The organism is Ruminococcus flavefaciens (assembly GCF_900108555.1).
GTDB lineage: Bacteria > Bacillota > Clostridia > Oscillospirales > Ruminococcaceae > Ruminococcus > Ruminococcus flavefaciens_P.
This window is the reverse complement of sequence record NZ_FNWV01000017.1, coordinates 25,129-42,062: the sequence shown is the minus strand read 5'-3', so window position 1 is coordinate 42,062 and position 16,934 is coordinate 25,129. Positions and strand designations below refer to the sequence as shown.

Annotated in this window: 15 protein-coding genes; 14 read left to right on the top strand and 1 reads right to left on the bottom strand. The window is 44.8% G+C overall.

What is annotated here, in order from left to right; genetic code table 11:
* Positions 1-5,144 (bottom strand): SpaA isopeptide-forming pilin-related protein (locus BLW60_RS15195; RefSeq protein ID WP_175460957.1); only part of this gene is annotated, 5,144 nt, incomplete at its 3' end.
* Between the two features lie 523 nt (positions 5,145-5,667).
* Here BLW60_RS15195 and BLW60_RS15190 point away from each other — a divergent pair.
* From BLW60_RS15190 to BLW60_RS15125, 14 genes are all read left to right on the top strand, one after another.
* Entirely contained in the window at positions 5,668-6,294 is a 627-nt protein-coding gene (locus tag BLW60_RS15190) for an ECF transporter S component (RefSeq protein ID WP_074718897.1), read from the top strand.
* 498 nt (positions 6,295-6,792) lie between these two features.
* Positions 6,793-7,683, top strand: coding sequence for an ACP S-malonyltransferase (locus BLW60_RS15185; protein WP_074718895.1), 891 nt, complete (start codon positions 6,793-6,795; stop codon positions 7,681-7,683).
* Between the two features lie 51 nt (positions 7,684-7,734).
* Positions 7,735-8,037, top strand: coding sequence for an acyl carrier protein (locus BLW60_RS15180; RefSeq protein ID WP_074718893.1), 303 nt, complete (start codon positions 7,735-7,737; stop codon positions 8,035-8,037).
* 9 nt (positions 8,038-8,046) lie between these two features.
* A complete protein-coding gene (locus BLW60_RS15175) occupies positions 8,047-8,766 on the top strand; it encodes an enoyl-CoA hydratase/isomerase family protein (RefSeq protein WP_074718891.1) in 720 nt (239 codons plus the stop codon).
* Positions 8,763-9,173 (top strand): acyl-CoA thioesterase, encoded by a 411-nt coding sequence (locus tag BLW60_RS15170; protein WP_074718889.1) that lies wholly within the window; start codon positions 8,763-8,765, stop codon positions 9,171-9,173. The genes BLW60_RS15175 and BLW60_RS15170 overlap by 4 nt, the downstream gene beginning before the upstream one ends.
* The gene (locus BLW60_RS15165) at positions 9,160-9,600 is read left to right on the top strand and encodes a hypothetical protein (RefSeq protein WP_074718887.1); all 441 of its coding nucleotides are present in this window, start codon (positions 9,160-9,162) and stop codon (positions 9,598-9,600) included. Before BLW60_RS15170 ends, BLW60_RS15165 begins: the two co-directional genes overlap by 14 nt.
* The gene (locus BLW60_RS15160; protein WP_074718885.1) at positions 9,593-10,297 is read left to right on the top strand and encodes an enoyl-CoA hydratase/isomerase family protein; all 705 of its coding nucleotides are present in this window, start codon (positions 9,593-9,595) and stop codon (positions 10,295-10,297) included. Before BLW60_RS15165 ends, BLW60_RS15160 begins: the two co-directional genes overlap by 8 nt.
* A gap of 2 nt (positions 10,298-10,299) precedes the next feature.
* Positions 10,300-11,421, top strand: a complete 1,122-nt coding sequence (locus BLW60_RS15155) for a 3-hydroxyacyl-CoA dehydrogenase family protein (protein WP_074718883.1) — start codon at positions 10,300-10,302, stop codon at positions 11,419-11,421.
* Positions 11,422-11,454: 33 nt separating this feature from the next.
* Positions 11,455-12,663, top strand: coding sequence for a beta-ketoacyl-[acyl-carrier-protein] synthase family protein (locus tag BLW60_RS15150; protein WP_074718881.1), 1,209 nt, complete (start codon positions 11,455-11,457; stop codon positions 12,661-12,663).
* A 245-nt stretch (positions 12,664-12,908) separates the two neighbouring features.
* Positions 12,909-13,265 carry a tautomerase family protein gene (locus BLW60_RS15145; protein ID WP_074718879.1) on the top strand — a complete coding sequence of 119 codons (357 nt, stop codon included), beginning with the start codon at positions 12,909-12,911 and terminating at the stop codon, positions 13,263-13,265.
* A gap of 25 nt (positions 13,266-13,290) precedes the next feature.
* Positions 13,291-14,412 (top strand): alpha/beta hydrolase, encoded by a 1,122-nt coding sequence (locus tag BLW60_RS15140; protein WP_074718877.1) that lies wholly within the window; start codon positions 13,291-13,293, stop codon positions 14,410-14,412.
* Between the two features lie 2 nt (positions 14,413-14,414).
* Positions 14,415-15,974 carry a class I adenylate-forming enzyme family protein gene (locus BLW60_RS15135; protein WP_074718875.1) on the top strand — a complete coding sequence of 520 codons (1,560 nt, stop codon included), beginning with the start codon at positions 14,415-14,417 and terminating at the stop codon, positions 15,972-15,974.
* Positions 15,974-16,225, top strand: coding sequence for an acyl carrier protein (locus tag BLW60_RS15130; protein ID WP_074718873.1), 252 nt, complete (start codon positions 15,974-15,976; stop codon positions 16,223-16,225). The genes BLW60_RS15135 and BLW60_RS15130 overlap by 1 nt, the downstream gene beginning before the upstream one ends.
* 1 nt (position 16,226) lies before the next feature.
* Positions 16,227-16,928 carry a thioesterase II family protein gene (locus tag BLW60_RS15125; protein ID WP_074718871.1) on the top strand — a complete coding sequence of 234 codons (702 nt, stop codon included), beginning with the start codon at positions 16,227-16,229 and terminating at the stop codon, positions 16,926-16,928.
* Positions 16,929-16,934: the final 6 nt, after the last annotated feature.

Here is a 16,934-nt window from a genome sequence, read left to right as displayed (position 1 = left end):
TCAACGTTCTTTACGATACCGTTTTCGATATCGAATGTGAACTTTGTTACTGTTGCATAGCCAGTTGGTGCTGCTGTTTCTTCAAGGCTGTACTTGCCGTCCTTGAGTCCAGTGAACTTTGTACCGTTGCCTGTGAACTCTGTTGACTTGACTTCGCCAAGTGCCTTACCGTCATTGATAGTTACACCCTTGAGTGTCTTGCCCTCGTCCTCTGCTGTGAGTACAAATGTTGCACCGCCTGCCTCTGCCGGAATTTCTTCTCCGCCCAGAGCCTTCTTATCAATTGTTATTGTTGACTTTGTATCGAATACTTCGATAACTGTTCCGTCCTCAGATACCTTTGCATCGCCGTCAGTTTTTACCTTTACATTTGTAACTTTACCGTCAACGATGTCAAATGTAAATGTTGTGATCGTTGTGTAGCCGTCAGGAGCTGCGGTCTCTTCGAGACTGTATGTACCGTTCGGGAGATATTCGAGCTCAGCTGCATTGCCGTCGAACTCTACTTCCTTAACGCCCTTGCCGATAGCTTCACCGCCGTCGACCTTTACGCCTTCGAGAGTCTGCTCACCCTCGGCTGTAAGCTTGAACTTAGCCTTGCCTGCGCTCTCGGGAATTGGCTCGCCGCCTACTTCCTTCTTGTCTATCTTGATGATAGGAGCGTCCTCGACTACGATCTTCTTACCGTCAGGAGAAACTGTAGTTCTGCCTGTTGTAACTGCATCGCTCTTTGTAACGATACCATTCTCAACTGTGAATGTGAAATCAGTTATTACTGAATATCCTGTAGGAGCTGTATCCTCTCTGAGAGTATACTGACCGTCCTTGAGGAATTCAAATTCTGCTGCATTGCCGTCAAATTCTACAGAAGCTGCAGCTTCTTCAACAGCCTTGCCGTTTACCTTAACGCCCTTGAGGCTTGCACCCTCATCGTTTTCGATAAGTGTAAACTTAGCCTTGCCTGCACTCTCGGGGATAGGAGTTCCGCCAAGTGCCTGCTTGTCTATTTTAATAGTAGACTTTGTATCAAATACTTCAATTGTCTTTCCGTCATCTGATACCTTCTTGTCACCGTCTGTTACTACAGATGTGTTCTTTACAACACCGTCTTCTATTTCAAATGTGAATGTTGTGATTGTTGTGTAGCCGTCAGGAGCTGCTGTCTCTTCAAGGCTGTACTTTCCGTCAGGGAGATATTCAAGCTCAGCAACGTTTCCGTCGAACTCTACTTCCTTAACGTCCTTGCCGAGTGCTTCGCCGCCGTCTACCTTTACGCCTTCGAGAGTCTGATCTCCCTCAGCTGTAAGCTTGAACTTAGCCTTGCCTGATTCCTCGGGGATAGGCTCGCCGCCTACTTCCTTCTTGTCTATCTTGATGATAGGAGCATCTTCAACAATTATCTCACCGTTTTCGCCGATGTACGACTTTCCGTTTGTAGTTGTATCTACCTTTGATACCTTACCCTTTTCATCAACTGTGAAATTGAACTTTGTTACTACTGAGTAGCCTGTAGGAGCTGTATCCTCTACGAGAGTATAGCTGCCTGCTGCAAGATATTCAAAGTCAACTGCGTTGCCCTTGAACTTTGTCTCGTTTGTATCCTCTGTTACCTCAGTGCCGTTTATCTTAACGCCCTTGAGGCTTGCACCCTCATCGTTTGCGATAAGTGTGAACTCTGCCTTGCCTGCACTCTCAGGGATAGGCTTTGCACCGAGAGCTTCCTTGCTGAGCTTTACGATAGGAGCATCTTCAACTACGATGTTGCCCTTTTCGTCCTTGTAGGATCTGCCGTTTGTGGTACTCTCTACGCTTTCAACATTTCCGCCCTTTACAGTGAACTTGAACTCTGATACTACAGAGTAGCCTGCGGGAGCTGTATCCTCAACGAGGATATATTCGCCGTCTTTAAGTCCTGTGAATGTAGATGTAAGACCGCTGAACTTGTACTCCTTGACATCGCCCAGCTCTTCACCGCCGTTGATGCTTACACCCTTGAGTGTTGCACCACTGCCTGATGCCTTGATAGTGAACTCAACTTCACCCTCAGCAATATAATCGCCGCCAAGTGCCTTCTTATCAAGTGTGATAGTACCCTTCTTTGTGTTGAGGAGATACTCGCTTGTACCGTCGCCTGCGATGATACCGTCCTTGATGATTATTGTCTTAGGCTCAGCAGCCTCATAACCCTCAGGAGCTTTCTCTTCTTCGAGGAGGTACTCACCGTCCATAAGACCAACGAATACCTTTGGATTTTCACGCTTTGAATTCCACTTTGCAGACTCGCCGACCTTGATGTTCTTTGCGCCGACGATATCCTGTACTGCCTTATCAGAAGCCTTTACGAATGTAAGCTTCATATCAGCACCCTTGCCTGCTGCGTCAGGTGTTGTATTTCCTACTGAATCGTAGTATTTGTATATGCTTATTTCGGAGATGCTGTCTGTGATAACGATCTCATCGCCGTTCTTAACAGCAAAACCAGTTGTGTCTGCACTCTTTAATGTTACTTCGCCGTTTTTGATCTCGAAAGTGAATTCTGACTCGACCTTGGCAAAACCATTGGGTGCTGCTGTTTCCTTGAGGACGTACTCGCCGTCGTCAAGGCTGGCAATATTAACAGTGCCGCCCTTGAAGGAAATGGTCTTATTGTCAGTGGAAAGGATAGCTGTGCTGTCCTTGAGATCTTCCTTATTGTCAGAGCTCTTTGGCTTTAACAATACTCCATAGTTATCGATTTTTTTGTTGCCCTTTGAGCAGTGGATAATACACTCTGTTCCATCGTCAAGCTTAACGGTATAATCGCCTTCGTACATACCTGTTATGATAAGCTGATCTGTTGCACTGCCCTCATATAAATATGTGTTCTGCTTGCTGCCTGTATTAACAGCCTTGCCGTTAATACGTATATGATTCATTGTCTTTCCGCGGACTGTGAATGACTGTGTACCGTTGAGCTGTATCTCAACGCCCTTGTCATTGTAATCATCGCCGTCTGAATCGGCTGCTTCACTAACTTCACCTATTATGTCATAAGCTTCATCTTCATCAAGTGCGATAGAAACGTTTCCGAGAGAACTATTATCTGTTCTCGAAAGCTCGAACTCAGCACCTTCAACTATGTTGCCGCCGATATCAGCCTTACTTATTTTAATAGTCTGGATATTATCGTAAAGTGTTACAGTGTCCTGTGAAGCTCCTGTATCCTTGCCGCTTGTCATTGCAAGTCTTCCGTTTGTATCCTTTGAGATAACGAAAGTCTTTGAAGAAGCTGAAAGATAACCTGTAGGAGCTGAAAGCTCTTCGATAGTATAAGTACCGGCAGGGAGACCTGTGAATGCTACATTAGAACCTGTTGTAGTGAATTCGTATGCAGCCTTCTTGTCTGATGCGGTATTCTCTATTGCGTTTGAAGAAAGCTTGTATGCAGCGAGCTGTGAATCAACACTTTCGAGCTGTATACCGTGTCCGTTATCTGTAAAGTACTGTACGTCCTTTGCAGTTACAGCAGACATATCTATCGGCTGATCGTATTCATCAACACCCGTGAGTCTGAGAAGAGCTCCCGAAACAGGTGAATCTACGCTGCCGGAAACAGTTCTTGCCTTACGGATAAATGCTGTATAAACTTCATCAACAGCTGTTATTGAAGCTGTTTCAGAGCCTGACTTATCCTTTGCGATAACTCCTGTTGTATTATCGGAAGTTACCTTGCCGTCGCTTACAGTGATAACTGTAGACTTTATTGGCTGACATCCCTCTGGAGCATTTTCCTCGCTGAGGATATACTTGCCGTCAGGGAGTCCCTTTAAAGTAAGATCGGTATCAACTGTTGTCCACTTGATAACAGAACCGCTGATAACGGGCTTGCCCTCTTCAACGCTCTTGCTGTCAAGATTTGATGTTACGCCGCTGAGTGTCTCACCCTCCTGCTCGGGAGCATCAAGTGTGAGAACCATATGCGCACCGCTGATCTTTTCGCCTGCGTTCTTTACGCTGTAGCCGTCAGAAGTTGTCTCTGCGATCTCGGTAGTATCCTTGACCTTTGAGAAGGTAACATCTGATACCTTCTTTTTCACAGGTCTTTCCTTTGAGAATGAGTAGTATGGATAGAAATGAGCTTCAGCCTTTGTGTGCTCAATGCTCTTAGCTATTATGCTTCCCTCATTGTTACCGCCGTCGTTGCTGTATGAAGCATTCGGTGCAACGATATGACCGCCGCCGAATTTGAAGTTTACTTCTGTTGAATCAGGGAAATTCCATACCAAATTCATTCCTGCATCAAGGTTTATCTGACCGTTCTGAGTGGTCTCACTGTCACCGAGTGCATGGAAAGCAGTTGTATTTTTTCCTGCCTCAACACCTGCGAACTCAACAAGCTTAAATCCGCCCTCACCGTTTCCGTCGAAAGCAAGATTTGCCTTTTCTACGTCCTCAAGTGTGATAGTGTATCCGCCTGTTGCGATCTTCTCGATATTGCCTTTAAGGCTTATAAGGTTTGCTGATTCAAAGATCTCCTTAGGGATAACGATATTTGAGGGCATAGTGTCGAAATCAATTGAGATGACTTTGATGTTATTGCCGAACCAAAGCTCTCTTTCCTCAATATCGCTTTCCGTTAACTTGTATGCATCGGAAGCAGTTTTCTTAGCCTCCGACCACTCGGATATCTTGGCGAATGCCTCGCCGAAATCAATGAAGTCGTTATCTATCTTCTTGAACTTTGAGTCTTCGGAATCAAGATACGAAAGCTCTCCACTGTGCTGGTGGTAGTAAACCGGCTGTCCCTTATAGCGTTCTCTTATGTCTTCGCCATAAAGGAACGGGGCTTCACTCTGATAGTTTCCTGTCTTTTCGATATTGCCTATAAACGATGGTGATACAGCACCTTCACCGAAGTGATCTATTACTCCGGTACCGCCTACAGCGATCGAACCGACCGTATGATTGCCGATATTGGCATCATCCTTGACAAAGTATGCATATTCGCTGAGAATATCTTCAACGGCATATTCTTTGCCATACTTCGGGTTCAGCGTTTCATCTCCGGCAGAAGCCGACGGAATGTTTGACGGAAGGGCATAGGTGACCGCCAGAATTCCTGATGTAACGCCACTTAAAAATCTTTTCCCCAAAGATTTTTTCATGGTCATAACCAATCCTTTCTTTATGTTTTTTACAATTCCCCGTAAAGTACCCTTTTGCTTGTCCGCATTTTGATAGGATTACAGAATTTTGCACTTATATTATATCATAACGATATACTAATTGCAATATTTTAACACTAACTAAATTTCATAAATATTTTTAGAATATTTGTGCACTTTGTTCCTCATCAACGTTTCTTTTTACTTTTTGATAGCAAGTTTACCAAAATACCGTCATTTTGAGTCAACTGCATTTGTGACAACAGTTGACCTTCGGTCAAAGTTTTTTCACAAATCCGCTCTACAGATTGTACTTAGAGTATTTTATTTTATTAGTTCAATTATAAAACCAGCGTTACAAAAGGTTATATTTGTAACATATGTACTATTTTTGAACAAGCTGTTAACCTTTTTCTGTAGATTGAGCCCTTTACAAACTTTACAAAATGTGATATCATATATGTATTATATGCATTGTATTATATCCCTTACGGGGGAGTAGTAACAAGGAGGAAAATTTTAAATGAAAAGTTTCAAGTTCAATGCCAAGACCATTGTATTGCTCGGTTTGCTGACTGCGATCATAGCAGTATTCTCGTTCACGCCGATCGGCTCTATCCCTGTAGGTCCGCTGGTAATCACGCTCAACATAATCCCTATCGCTATCGCGGCTATCACCATGGGACCGATAGGCGGCGCGATAATCGGCGGCGTTTTCGGTATATTCAGCTTTTTACAGTGCTTCGGCATCGGAATACTGAGCGGCATGGGAGCTATACTTGTTGACATCAATCCTGTTTTTGCTTTCATTCAGCGTTTTGTACCGCGTCTGCTCGACGGTTTCCTTGCAGGACTTATTTTCCAGCTTCTTTCAAAACTCACAGATGTACGCATCTCATGTTTCGTTACAGGTTTCTTTACAGCTCTTATGAACACAGCATTTTTCATGCTTTCACTGGTGTTCCTCTTCGGAAACACAGATTACGTTCAGGGACTCATGAAGGGCAAAAGCGTAATTCCTTTCATCATAAGCTTCGTAGGTGTGAATGCCCTTGTTGAAATGATAGTTTGTACTCTCATCACAGGTGCAGTCGGAACTGCTCTTTTCAAAGCAAAGCTCATAAAAGCTCCCGAAAAAAACACAGACTGACAACAGCAAAGCCTTTTCCGTGATCGGAAAAGGCTTTTTATTTTTCTAAGCATATAACCTGTATTTACTATTGCCGTAAAATGAAATAAGCATACTCTGCTTTTTTCAAAAATTGCGGTCAACATGAGTGCATAAAAGTGTTATTTTGCACGTTTTACTATGTATACTTTATACACCGATTTCACACATTGGCTCAACATTTTGTCTAAAAAGCTATTCATTTTTGGCTCAGCCAAAATGATACGCCGTCTATCACCGATCAGGCTTGCGGCTTTATATAGCGTTAAATACTCCCCTTAAAGGGTTTACGACGATATTTGGTTATTTTGTTTAAATATGTATAACAAAACGTATAATCACACTAATTTATAAAATTTGGTTGAAAGACTGTGATATTTTTAACGTTTTGCTCAAAAATTGCAAAATTAAGAGTTTATCTATTGACAGCGCACAAAATAGGTGATAAGATGTAGATATAATATATAAGGAGAATGAATAATGTACAACAGAGCATTCCTGTTCAACGGCATCGGTTCAAAACCCGAAAAGCTTCTGGTCAATCTGCCGCCTGAACTCATGGACAAGTACGAATTCTACCTTGAAACTGCATTCACCAGGCTCGGACTAAACAAAGATCTCGAAAAAAACAAAGCTTACGACGGAAGAGTCGCAGAGTGGTTGATATCTCTCATATGTGACAGAGTCGTTTATGAATACTACATAAGCAAAGACATAATACCGGATATAGGCGCAGGATACAGCTCGGGAATAGTGAGCATAAGCAGCTGCTTCGGAGCTGTGCCACATGAATTCGCACACGACATAATCATGATGAACCGCGCTACAATGCGCTGTCTTGAGGAGCACGACGAAAAGCTCGATATGGGTATCGTCATCGGCTTCTCCTATAACGACATCGAAGAGATGTTCGCAGACAAATTCTCACCCGATGAGATCATAATCGGAAGCGGAAATTCAAAGTTCCACGTTATGGTCAGCGGACGTGCAGATGCAGTCGAAAAAGCACTTCTTCTTTGCCAGAACGAGGGTGCTATCAAGGCTTTCAGCTTTGGTACGGGCGTTGCCTACCACCACCCGATAATGAAAAAATATTCTAAGGAGTACGTTGATTTTTGTGCTTCTACAGAATATAAAGATCCTGTATATCCTATCCTTTCCATATTTAACAGAGAGGTTATGACTACAGGCAAGCAGGTCATGACGGAAAATCAGCTGAACGTGTATACCCCCATACGCTGGGATCTTGCACTTAATAAGCTTGAGGAACTGGGCGTGACTGAATTTTTTGACGTAAGTGCGAACGGCGCAGTAAGCAAGTTCTCACGAGTAAGCAGGAAATGTAAGATTTACACTCTTGAAGATGTGTAAGTTTTCCATATCCCTTGCAAAAGGGGAATAAATTTATTGGAGGTTTAAAAAATGAGAGAGATCACAGAAGAAATCAGACAGGAGATCAAGGATATGATCTTCGACTACTACGCAGAGGAATGTGAAGTAGAGAAAGACGAGATCACTATGGATACAAATCCACAGGAAGATCTTGGCAGCGATTCCCTTATGTTCGTTGAACTTATCGAAATGACTGCCGACAAGTACGACCTTGACATCAAGCTCCAGAGCATCGGCAAGTATATGCTCAAGGCTCCTATGAACACAATGAGCGATGTTGTAGAGATGTTCTGCAAGATCTATCAGTACGGAAACGACATCGTTAATCAGTGAGAGGTCTGAATGTTAAGGACAAATTTATCAGAGCTGTATGCCGAAGATAATATTGCTGTACTTACAATTGACAACGGGCCGAAAAATCTTCTGACTGAGCCCGAATTCGCAGACCGTAAGAAGCTCCTCGGCTGGCTGGACGAAAATCCACAGGTAGGGGCTCTTATTATAACCGGAAAAGGAAGACATTTCTCACACGGTGCAGATGTTTCCCTTTTCGGTACATCAGACAGCAATGAATTGTCGGCAAAACTTGAAAACGCAAGAGAGCTTCTTCGTACTATCGAAAAGCTCCCTATCATCACTGCGGCTGCTATAAACGGCGGCTGCTTCGGCGGCGGACTTGAAATAGCCCTCAGCTGCCAGTTCAGGATCGCTTCACCATCGGCTTTCCTCGGTCTCCCCGAGATCATGCATGGTGTAGTCCCCGGAATGGGCGGCATGGAAAGACTTTACAGGCTCCTTGGCAAGGAAAAGGCTCTTCAGATGATACTCTGCGGAGAAATGATCGGCGCAAAGGAAGCACTTGATATGGGACTCGTTACTAAGCTCAGTGAGAACAGGAACTCATTCGACGAAACCAAAGCTTTCGTCAAGGAGCTTCTCAACGGAAAGTCTCTCACACAGATACACGCTATAATAGATACTATAAATCTCGCTTCAGATGGAGTTACAGACCCGTCCAAGGGCAAATTTGAAGCAGCTCTTGCGGAGGCTTCAAAGCAATGAAGAAAACTTCGTACCACCTTACGGTAAGGGGCTATGAGCTTGACTCATTCGGCCATGTAAACAATGCTGTATACCTACAGTATGCAGAGACTGCTCTGTGGAACTTCTACCACGTCAGCGGTATACTCGGTGTGCTTGAGGAAGAAGGTCTCTTCCCCGTTATCATGGAAAGCAGCCAGAGATATATGCACGAGCTTCACCTGCTCGACGAAGTAAGGATAGACACGGAAGTCACCTGCACAGGCGGCATAGTCAGCTACAAGCACAAAATAATAAACGAGACTACAGGTCTTGTGTCTTGCAAGGTCACAGGCAAGCTCGTTTACGTAAACAAGGAACGCATAATATGCGATATCCCCGAGGCTTTAAGAATTTGCATAGAGGGCGGAAATAATGACAGTAAATAACAACGGATACGCTGTTAAGGTCACTGACATCTCATCACTGTATGAGCTTGTTGGTTCGGCTGAACAGCTCAGCAACGCTTGTCTCGTAATCGTTTATCCTCAGATCAGCACTGTTGTGGGCAATTCAGAGGAAGAGATCTCTGCTGTAAGAGAGCTCCTCAAAAACGCTGGTTTTATCACAGCAGCAGCTTTTGACGACGATACAGATGAACAGCTTGCTCACGAATTCGATCTCAGACTGAAAAGCAGTGAGGTCGATGAATACGTGGAAAAGCTTTTCAAGGACAAGACAGAAAAACAGATAAAGGAGATAAACGCCTGCTTCACAGCATCGCGTACAGCTCCTGCGGAAAAGGTGCTCGAGATCGAATCGAAAGCATTCTACCGCCTTATGGCAGACAAGAACGGAGGTAACTCCAATGAATGAAAACAACGGCATGATACTTGAAGAACAGGACGGTGTCCTCATTCTTTCAATGAATATGCCAGGCAATAATCTTATGACAGCTGACTTTTTCAGAGAGTATGAAGCCGCTATGGCTGAAATCGAAGAAAAAGCTGCAAATGGCAATTACAAAGGACTAATTATCAAAGGAGCAGGCAGACATTTCAGCGTTGGTGCTGATGTAGATGCTCTGTCAGAACGCTCGGCAAATGAAATCTACGACGACTCGACAGGGGTACTTCCTGAGGGTCATATCAGACAAAAACATTTCTTCACATTTCTTCGTAATCTCCCGTTCCCCGTCATTAGTGTGGTAACGGGTTTCTGTATCGGTTCAGGCAGTGAGATCGCTGTCAACAGCCACTACAGGATAATTGAAAAAAATGCAAGAATAGGTCAGCCTGAATCCACATTCGGCATACTTCCTGCACTGGGCGGAGTTGCAAGAACTATCGAAATATGCGGTATACAGAATGCCTATGGTCTTGTAATGTCAGGTGAGCTCATCCCTGCCGAAGAAGCCTTCCAGCTTGGCTGGGCAGATATCTTCGCAGAGAAGAAACAGGGTATGGCAGAGGCAATGGCTCTTATCGCATACATCTCAGAAAAATACGAAAAATTCGATCACGATAACTACAAAGCTTACATCACCTCTTACTTACTCAGCAAGGAGGCATAAGCATGAAAATAGGTATTATCGGCTACGGAAAAATGGGAAAGGATATTTTCTCGCTTTTCTTTGACAAGCTTACCGATGCACAGTTCGTTGTCATCGACCTTTTCGGTGCCGAGGAAAACACAGCGGCAGTTCTGAAAACACTGGGCAAGAGCCTTAAACGCAAAAAGATAACCGAAGAACAGTATGAATACAAAAAGGACTCATTCCTGTTCACAGACGATACAGCTGCTCTCAGCGGCTGCGATATAGTAATAGAAGCTGTATTTGAAAACATGGCTGCCAAAAAGGATATCTTCGCAAAGGCAGCAGCGGCAGTTTCAGAGGACTGTCTCCTGCTTTCAAACACTTCCTCTCTGGACCTTGCCTCAGTATTCGAGGACGTTCCTCATAAGGAAAGATGCTTCGGATTACACTTCTTCTATCCCGTAAAGCTTACAGGATTCGTAGAACTCAATATACTCCCCGATACCGCCGACAGCTGTATAAGCAAGGCTGCCGAGCTGGTAAAGACAGCAGGCAAAAAGCCTATCGTCTTTTCAGGTGAATATCACATCTATCTCAATCAGATACTTGCTTGCATGGTCTCTCACGCAATATATCTCCGCGAGAGCCTGAACGTCACAGCAGCCGAGCTCAACAAGGGACTGGCAGAAATGTTCCCCGTCGCACCGCCTTTCGAGGTGCTTGACAGTGTAGGTCTCGGACTCATGGCAGGAAGTCCCGATAACTTCCGTATCGAGCGAAACAAGGGGCTTCTCGGATACGGCTGCGAAAAAATGAACGGCTGGCTGAATGAAGGCTGCCCAAAGGAAACTATGTGTTTCCTCGACTTTATGAAGGAGCATGAGACCGACAGCGGAAACTCATGCGAAAAAGCTCCGCTTTATATGGCTGCTCTTATACTTAACGAGACAGTCAATGCCGCCTGTGAATACAGCGGCGACAAAAACGTACTTCTTGAAGCTGTACAGGATACCCTCGGTATCGCTGAGGCTCCTGCTGCTTATCTTGAAAAGTACGGTATCAAATCATTATTTGCAGCTCTTGATGAACTGCACAGCAAAACGGGCTTCGGCTCGTACATACATCAGAGCAAGGATGTATGGCTGAAAACATTGGCATAAACCCACACGACATCTGATATGAGGTAAGATTTTATGAAAAAAGTTGTTATTACAGGCATTGGTGCCGTTACATCAATAGGCTATACTGCCGCAGATTACTGGAATGGTCTGATCTCAGGCAAATGCGGCATGAAAACTATCACACGTATCCCCCTCGACAAGCACGATACCACAGTTGCTGCCGAGGTAGATGAAGCATTTGAGGCTGAAGCAGGCAAATACTGGAAAAAGCGTCAGCTCAATGCAACCACTACTACCACAAGAATGGGACTTGCTTCCGCAGGCGAGGCTATCGCTGACTGCGGAGTTGATATCACCACCTACAACGGCAAAAAAGTCGGCGTTATCTACGGTGTTATCGACAACTCCTTCGAGGATTACGAGCTCGACAAGCCCCTCAACATAACTCTCAAGAAGATGCCTAACGAGCTTCCTGCTCTTGTTTCCATCAAATACGGCTTCACAGGCCCTTCATTCAACGTGAGCACAGCCTGCGCTTCATCAGCATACGCTATGGCTCTCGGAAAGCAGTTCATCGAATCGGGACTCTGCGATATGGTAGTTGCAGGCGGCATCTCAAATACAGTTACACATCTCGTTATAAGCGGATTCAATCAGCTCCTTGCTATGTCCGTAAACCCTGACCCTGCCACAGCTGCACGTCCGTTCACAAAGAACCGTGACGGCTTCATCATGGGCGAGGGCGGCGGAACTGTTATCCTTGAATCCGAGGAAAGCGCAAAAGCTCGCGGAGCTAAGATTTACTGTGAGCTTGCAGGCGCAGCTATGTGCGGTGAAGCTTACAACCTTACAGCTCCAAAAACAGACGGCGTAGGCATGGCAGAGTCTATGAGACTCGCTCTTGACAATGCAGGCATCTCACCTGACGCTGTTGACTACATAAACGCACACGGAACTTCCACAGGTCTCAATGACCTTTATGAAACAAAGGCTATAAAGGAAGTATTCGGAGAAAGAGCTTACGATATCCCTGTATCATCTGTTAAGGCTTCTATCGGTCATACTCTCGGCGCAGGCGGCGCACTTGAAGCAATTGCCTGCATAAAGGCTATGGAAACAGGTATAGTACCTCCCACACTTCACTATGATGAACCGGATCCCGAGCTTGACCTCAATTATGTTCCAAACAAGCCACAGGAACACAAGGTAGATGTTGCTATCTCAAACTCCTTCGGCTTCGGCGGACACAATGCAACTCTTGTATTCAAAAAGTACAACTAACACTACTAATTATCGAATTAGGGAAGTATTATCATCATTCTCACTTATCGCGAAACTAAGCCTTTAGCTCTTAGCCGTCAGCTATTAGCAAATGTGTCGCCTTCGGCTAACGGCTAATGCCTAATGGCTAACGGCTGTATTAAACAGTATTTTTCTTCCCTATTTTACACTGTCGAAAATGATCTAAATTAAATATAAAGGGTATTAAAATTCAAAGATCGGAAAGAATGAAAGGATAAAAGGATATGCCTATCGCACAGATGAAAACTAACTTCAAGTTTGGTTCAGACGCTGCACGTACAGACTTTCTTGACGAAGCTGCATCAGAGCTTTCCGTAATTCTCAGAAAGCCTCTGCCTGCTATAATGGTAATGCTCGATGACTGTTCAATGTATATGAACAAGAGCGAGGATACTGTATTCTTTGCAGAGTTTCGTTACATACTCCCACAGGAATGTGCAGACTGCAAATCAGAATTTCTGAAAGAGCTTGCTGACAGGATGCTCGCTCTTATACAAAAGCACACCCATGTTGATCCGTACCGTATCTATATGCAGTTCACGGAAATGACAAGGGAAGGCGCATGGCGTTACACAGGCTGACCTTATATGAAAGGACAAGATAAATATGAAATGGGCAATAAGAGATTTGCTTAACCCCGTAGCTACACGTTCGCTCCTCTACGGAGCTGATCCCTTTGACCTTGAGTTCATACTCAAGAAGATAGATAATATCAAGGTCAAGAGCGGCAAACAGATACAGGGTGTATGGCTTGATGAATGGCACGCAAAGATAGACCGCTATACTGAGCTCCGCGACAAAGCAGAGGCAGCAGGCAACAAGATCTCTGCAAGGGAATATGCAAAGATGATAACACAGTGCCACTACGCTTGCTTTATGGTAAACATTGAAGATGTAGAACACAAGACTGAAATATATAAAGGTCTCGAAGAAAGCTACAAACACTATATCAAGCTCTGCAAAAACAAAGTTGAATATATTGAAATAGATACTAAATACGGCAAAATACCTGCTTACATACACTACCCTGACTCGGGCAGAAAAACAGGCTATCCTGTAGTTATCACATACTCAGGTATCGGAAGCTGCAAGGAAGAGCTTGAAATGCTGGCTGCTCCCCTCAACGAAAGAGGTATCGCAGTCATCACACCTGATATGCCCGGTGCAGGTGCAGCAATTATCCACAACAATATCAAATGCGGCGGCAAACAGATAGAGGCTGCATTCAAAGGAATATACGACTTTATAAAGAATTCACCCAAGCTCGATGAAAACAATATCGCAAACTTCGGACTCTGCATGGGCGGCGGATACGCTTTCCGCGCAACAGTAAAGAATAAGAAGGTAAAGGCTTGCGTAAGTCTGTTCCCTCTCCTTATGAACTTCGCAGATCAGGGCAGTATCCCTGTATGGATGAAACGCGGCAAGTGGAGCTCATATCAGTACTCTGACGATTACCTTGAGGGTATGAAAACTCTCGAAGAGGGTACACACAAGGCTGACTTTCTTATGGTATACAGCAGCGATGACAACTGGATGACTCCCGAGGCTTCACAGAAGCTTCTTGACAAGGCTCAGGGCTATAAGGAGAGCATACACATCGAGGACAAGCCTGCTTACGTTTCCGAGGAAACTATCATGCACGCAATGCCTGTTGGCGAGCAGTATCACTGGGTAAAGCATATTGCAGCAGACTTCATCGCAGAAAGACTTAATGGGGGAAAATAAAAATGTCAGAAAAATTTTTCGATTACTACGAAAAATACGCTAAGGAAACACCTGATAAGGTGCTCCTGAGAATAGATGAGAACGAGCTTACATACGCTCAGTTTATGGAAAAGACAGCAGTGCTCGGCTCTGCAATGAAGAAGATAGGTATCGGTGAGGACGACAAGGTGGGCATCTGTATGCCTAACAGCATCGAGTGGTTCATCGTTTACTGGTCAGCTGTAAGAATAGGCGCACAGCCTGTTCCTATGGATCCTCAGAGCGGCTCACTGGAGCTCTCAAAGCTTATCCCTGCTACAACCTCAAAGGTAATGTTCGTAACAGAGAAGTACAGAAACAACAATATCATCGCAGCTGTTAATGCTCTTGTGCCTTCACAGATAACACTCGACAAGGTTATATGCTTTGCGGACAACAGCGTTATACCTGCTGACTCCTGCTACACATCTGCTGAAAAGTTCATGGCAGAGTACGGCAGCAGCGAGTGCGATATATACGAACCTGCATATCTCCACACACTGTCACTTGCCTGCACATCAGGCAGCACAGGTATCCCTAAGCTGCTCTCAGTACCTTCGGGCGGATTCCTTTCCACACAGAAGGATATGGGCGACTACCTTGGATTCAGGGCTGACGACGTAATGATGCTGGGCATGACCCTCTATCATCAGGGCGGCTTCGGCATGGGACAGCAGATGGTTCTCAAGGGCGGTACAGTTATGTATCAGCCCCAGTTCAACCCTGTAACATTCCTTGAAACTATAGAGAAGTACAAGATAAGCGTTATCCAGCTCACATCTACACTGGCAAAGGTGCTCCTTTCCACACCTGATTTTGACAAGTACGACCTTTCAAGCGTTCGTATAAGCTACTGGGCAGGAGAAGTTCTCCCCAAGGAGATAGCTGATATCTTCGTTGAGAAGCTGGGTATCCGTGTAGTAAACGTTATCGGTTCTTCCGAGACCTGCACAATGGTAGTATGGGATTCCGCTATCGACAACGGTACAGACCCAAGCGACTTCAAGAAGCTCAGCTTCACAGATGTACGTGTTATCGACGAGAACAAGAATGAAGTACCCGAGGGTGAAACAGGCGAGCTGTGCGTATATACAGACGGCGTTATCACTGAATACTTCGGCAATCCCGAGCTCTCCGCTGAGAAGATACTCACAGACGAGCAGGGCAGACGCTGGTTCTGCACAGGCGACCTTGTAAACAAGCTCCCCGGAGGTATAGTTCGTTTCGCAGGAAGAAGCAAGCGTATCATCAAGCGCGGCGGAAACCTTGTTCACGCTGAGGAAGTTGAGGCTTGTCTCCTTACTCATCCAAAGATAGCAGCCGCAGCTGTTACAGATGAGCCGCATCCTGTTATCGGTCAGCAGATCGTTGCATATATCCAGCCAAAGGGCGAAGAAAAGGTAACACGCGGTGAGCTGGCTCGTTACTTCGACGGCAAGCTCTCAGCTTACAAGGTACCTGATAAGGTAGTTCTCGTTGAGGAAATACCAAAGGATATCGGCAAGATACAGTTCAAATACCTTAGAAAAAAGGAGTATAAATAATGAATAATCTTAAATTTGAAGACTTCACACAGGCTATCTCCGATTATGTGGGAGTTGACGCTTCTGAGATAACAAGAGATACTGACGTTTATGATGACCTCTATCTCGATTCACTTGGACTTTTCGGTCTGGGCTCAGAGATAACAGAGACATTCAAGCTCAATGTACCTCTTTCACTGGTTGCTTCTATCAGCAAGGTAGGCGAGATCTTCGATCTCCTTAACGAAAAGGGCACACCTGTTGAGGAATAATATGGTATTATTCTTCTTTTCACACGCAGGCGGCTCTGCAAAGAGCTATGTCTCATTCAAACGTTTCCTGCCAAAGGATCTGACAGTTATACCTATGGAGCTCTCAGGACGCTTTACACGTATGTCAGAGCCATTACTTGACAACGTTGCTGACTGTATAGCAGACCTCATAGAAAAACATTCCGAGGAGATCAGCGGAGAATATGCACTTTTCGGTCACAGCATGGGCACAGTCCTTGTGACGGAATTTATCCGCCAGACTAAGGCAAAGGGACTCCCCCAGCCCTGTCATATCTTCCTTTCGGGAAAAAATCCTCCCGATGAAGAAGTACACTGCTTCGAGAATGTGGAAACTGCTTCCGATGAAGAAATAGTATCGTTCTTCACTGCAAACTCTCTTTCGGCAGCTGCACCTGTTCCACAGCAGGATAATGCACTAAAAAAAATACTCGACCGCATACTATGTACAGATGTGCGCATGGCGGAAAGATATAAGGCTTCCCCCGATGACGTTAAGTTCGGCTGTGATATCACAGTGATATACGGCACGGAAGATCCTCTTATGCAGAATGTGGATATGAACAGCTGGAGCAGATTTACAGACGGAAAGTGCAGCCTGTATCCGTTTTCGGGCGACCATTTCTACTTCCAGCAGCACAAGGAAGAAGTCTGCAATATTATCAAAGAAAAACTTCATATATGATCACAA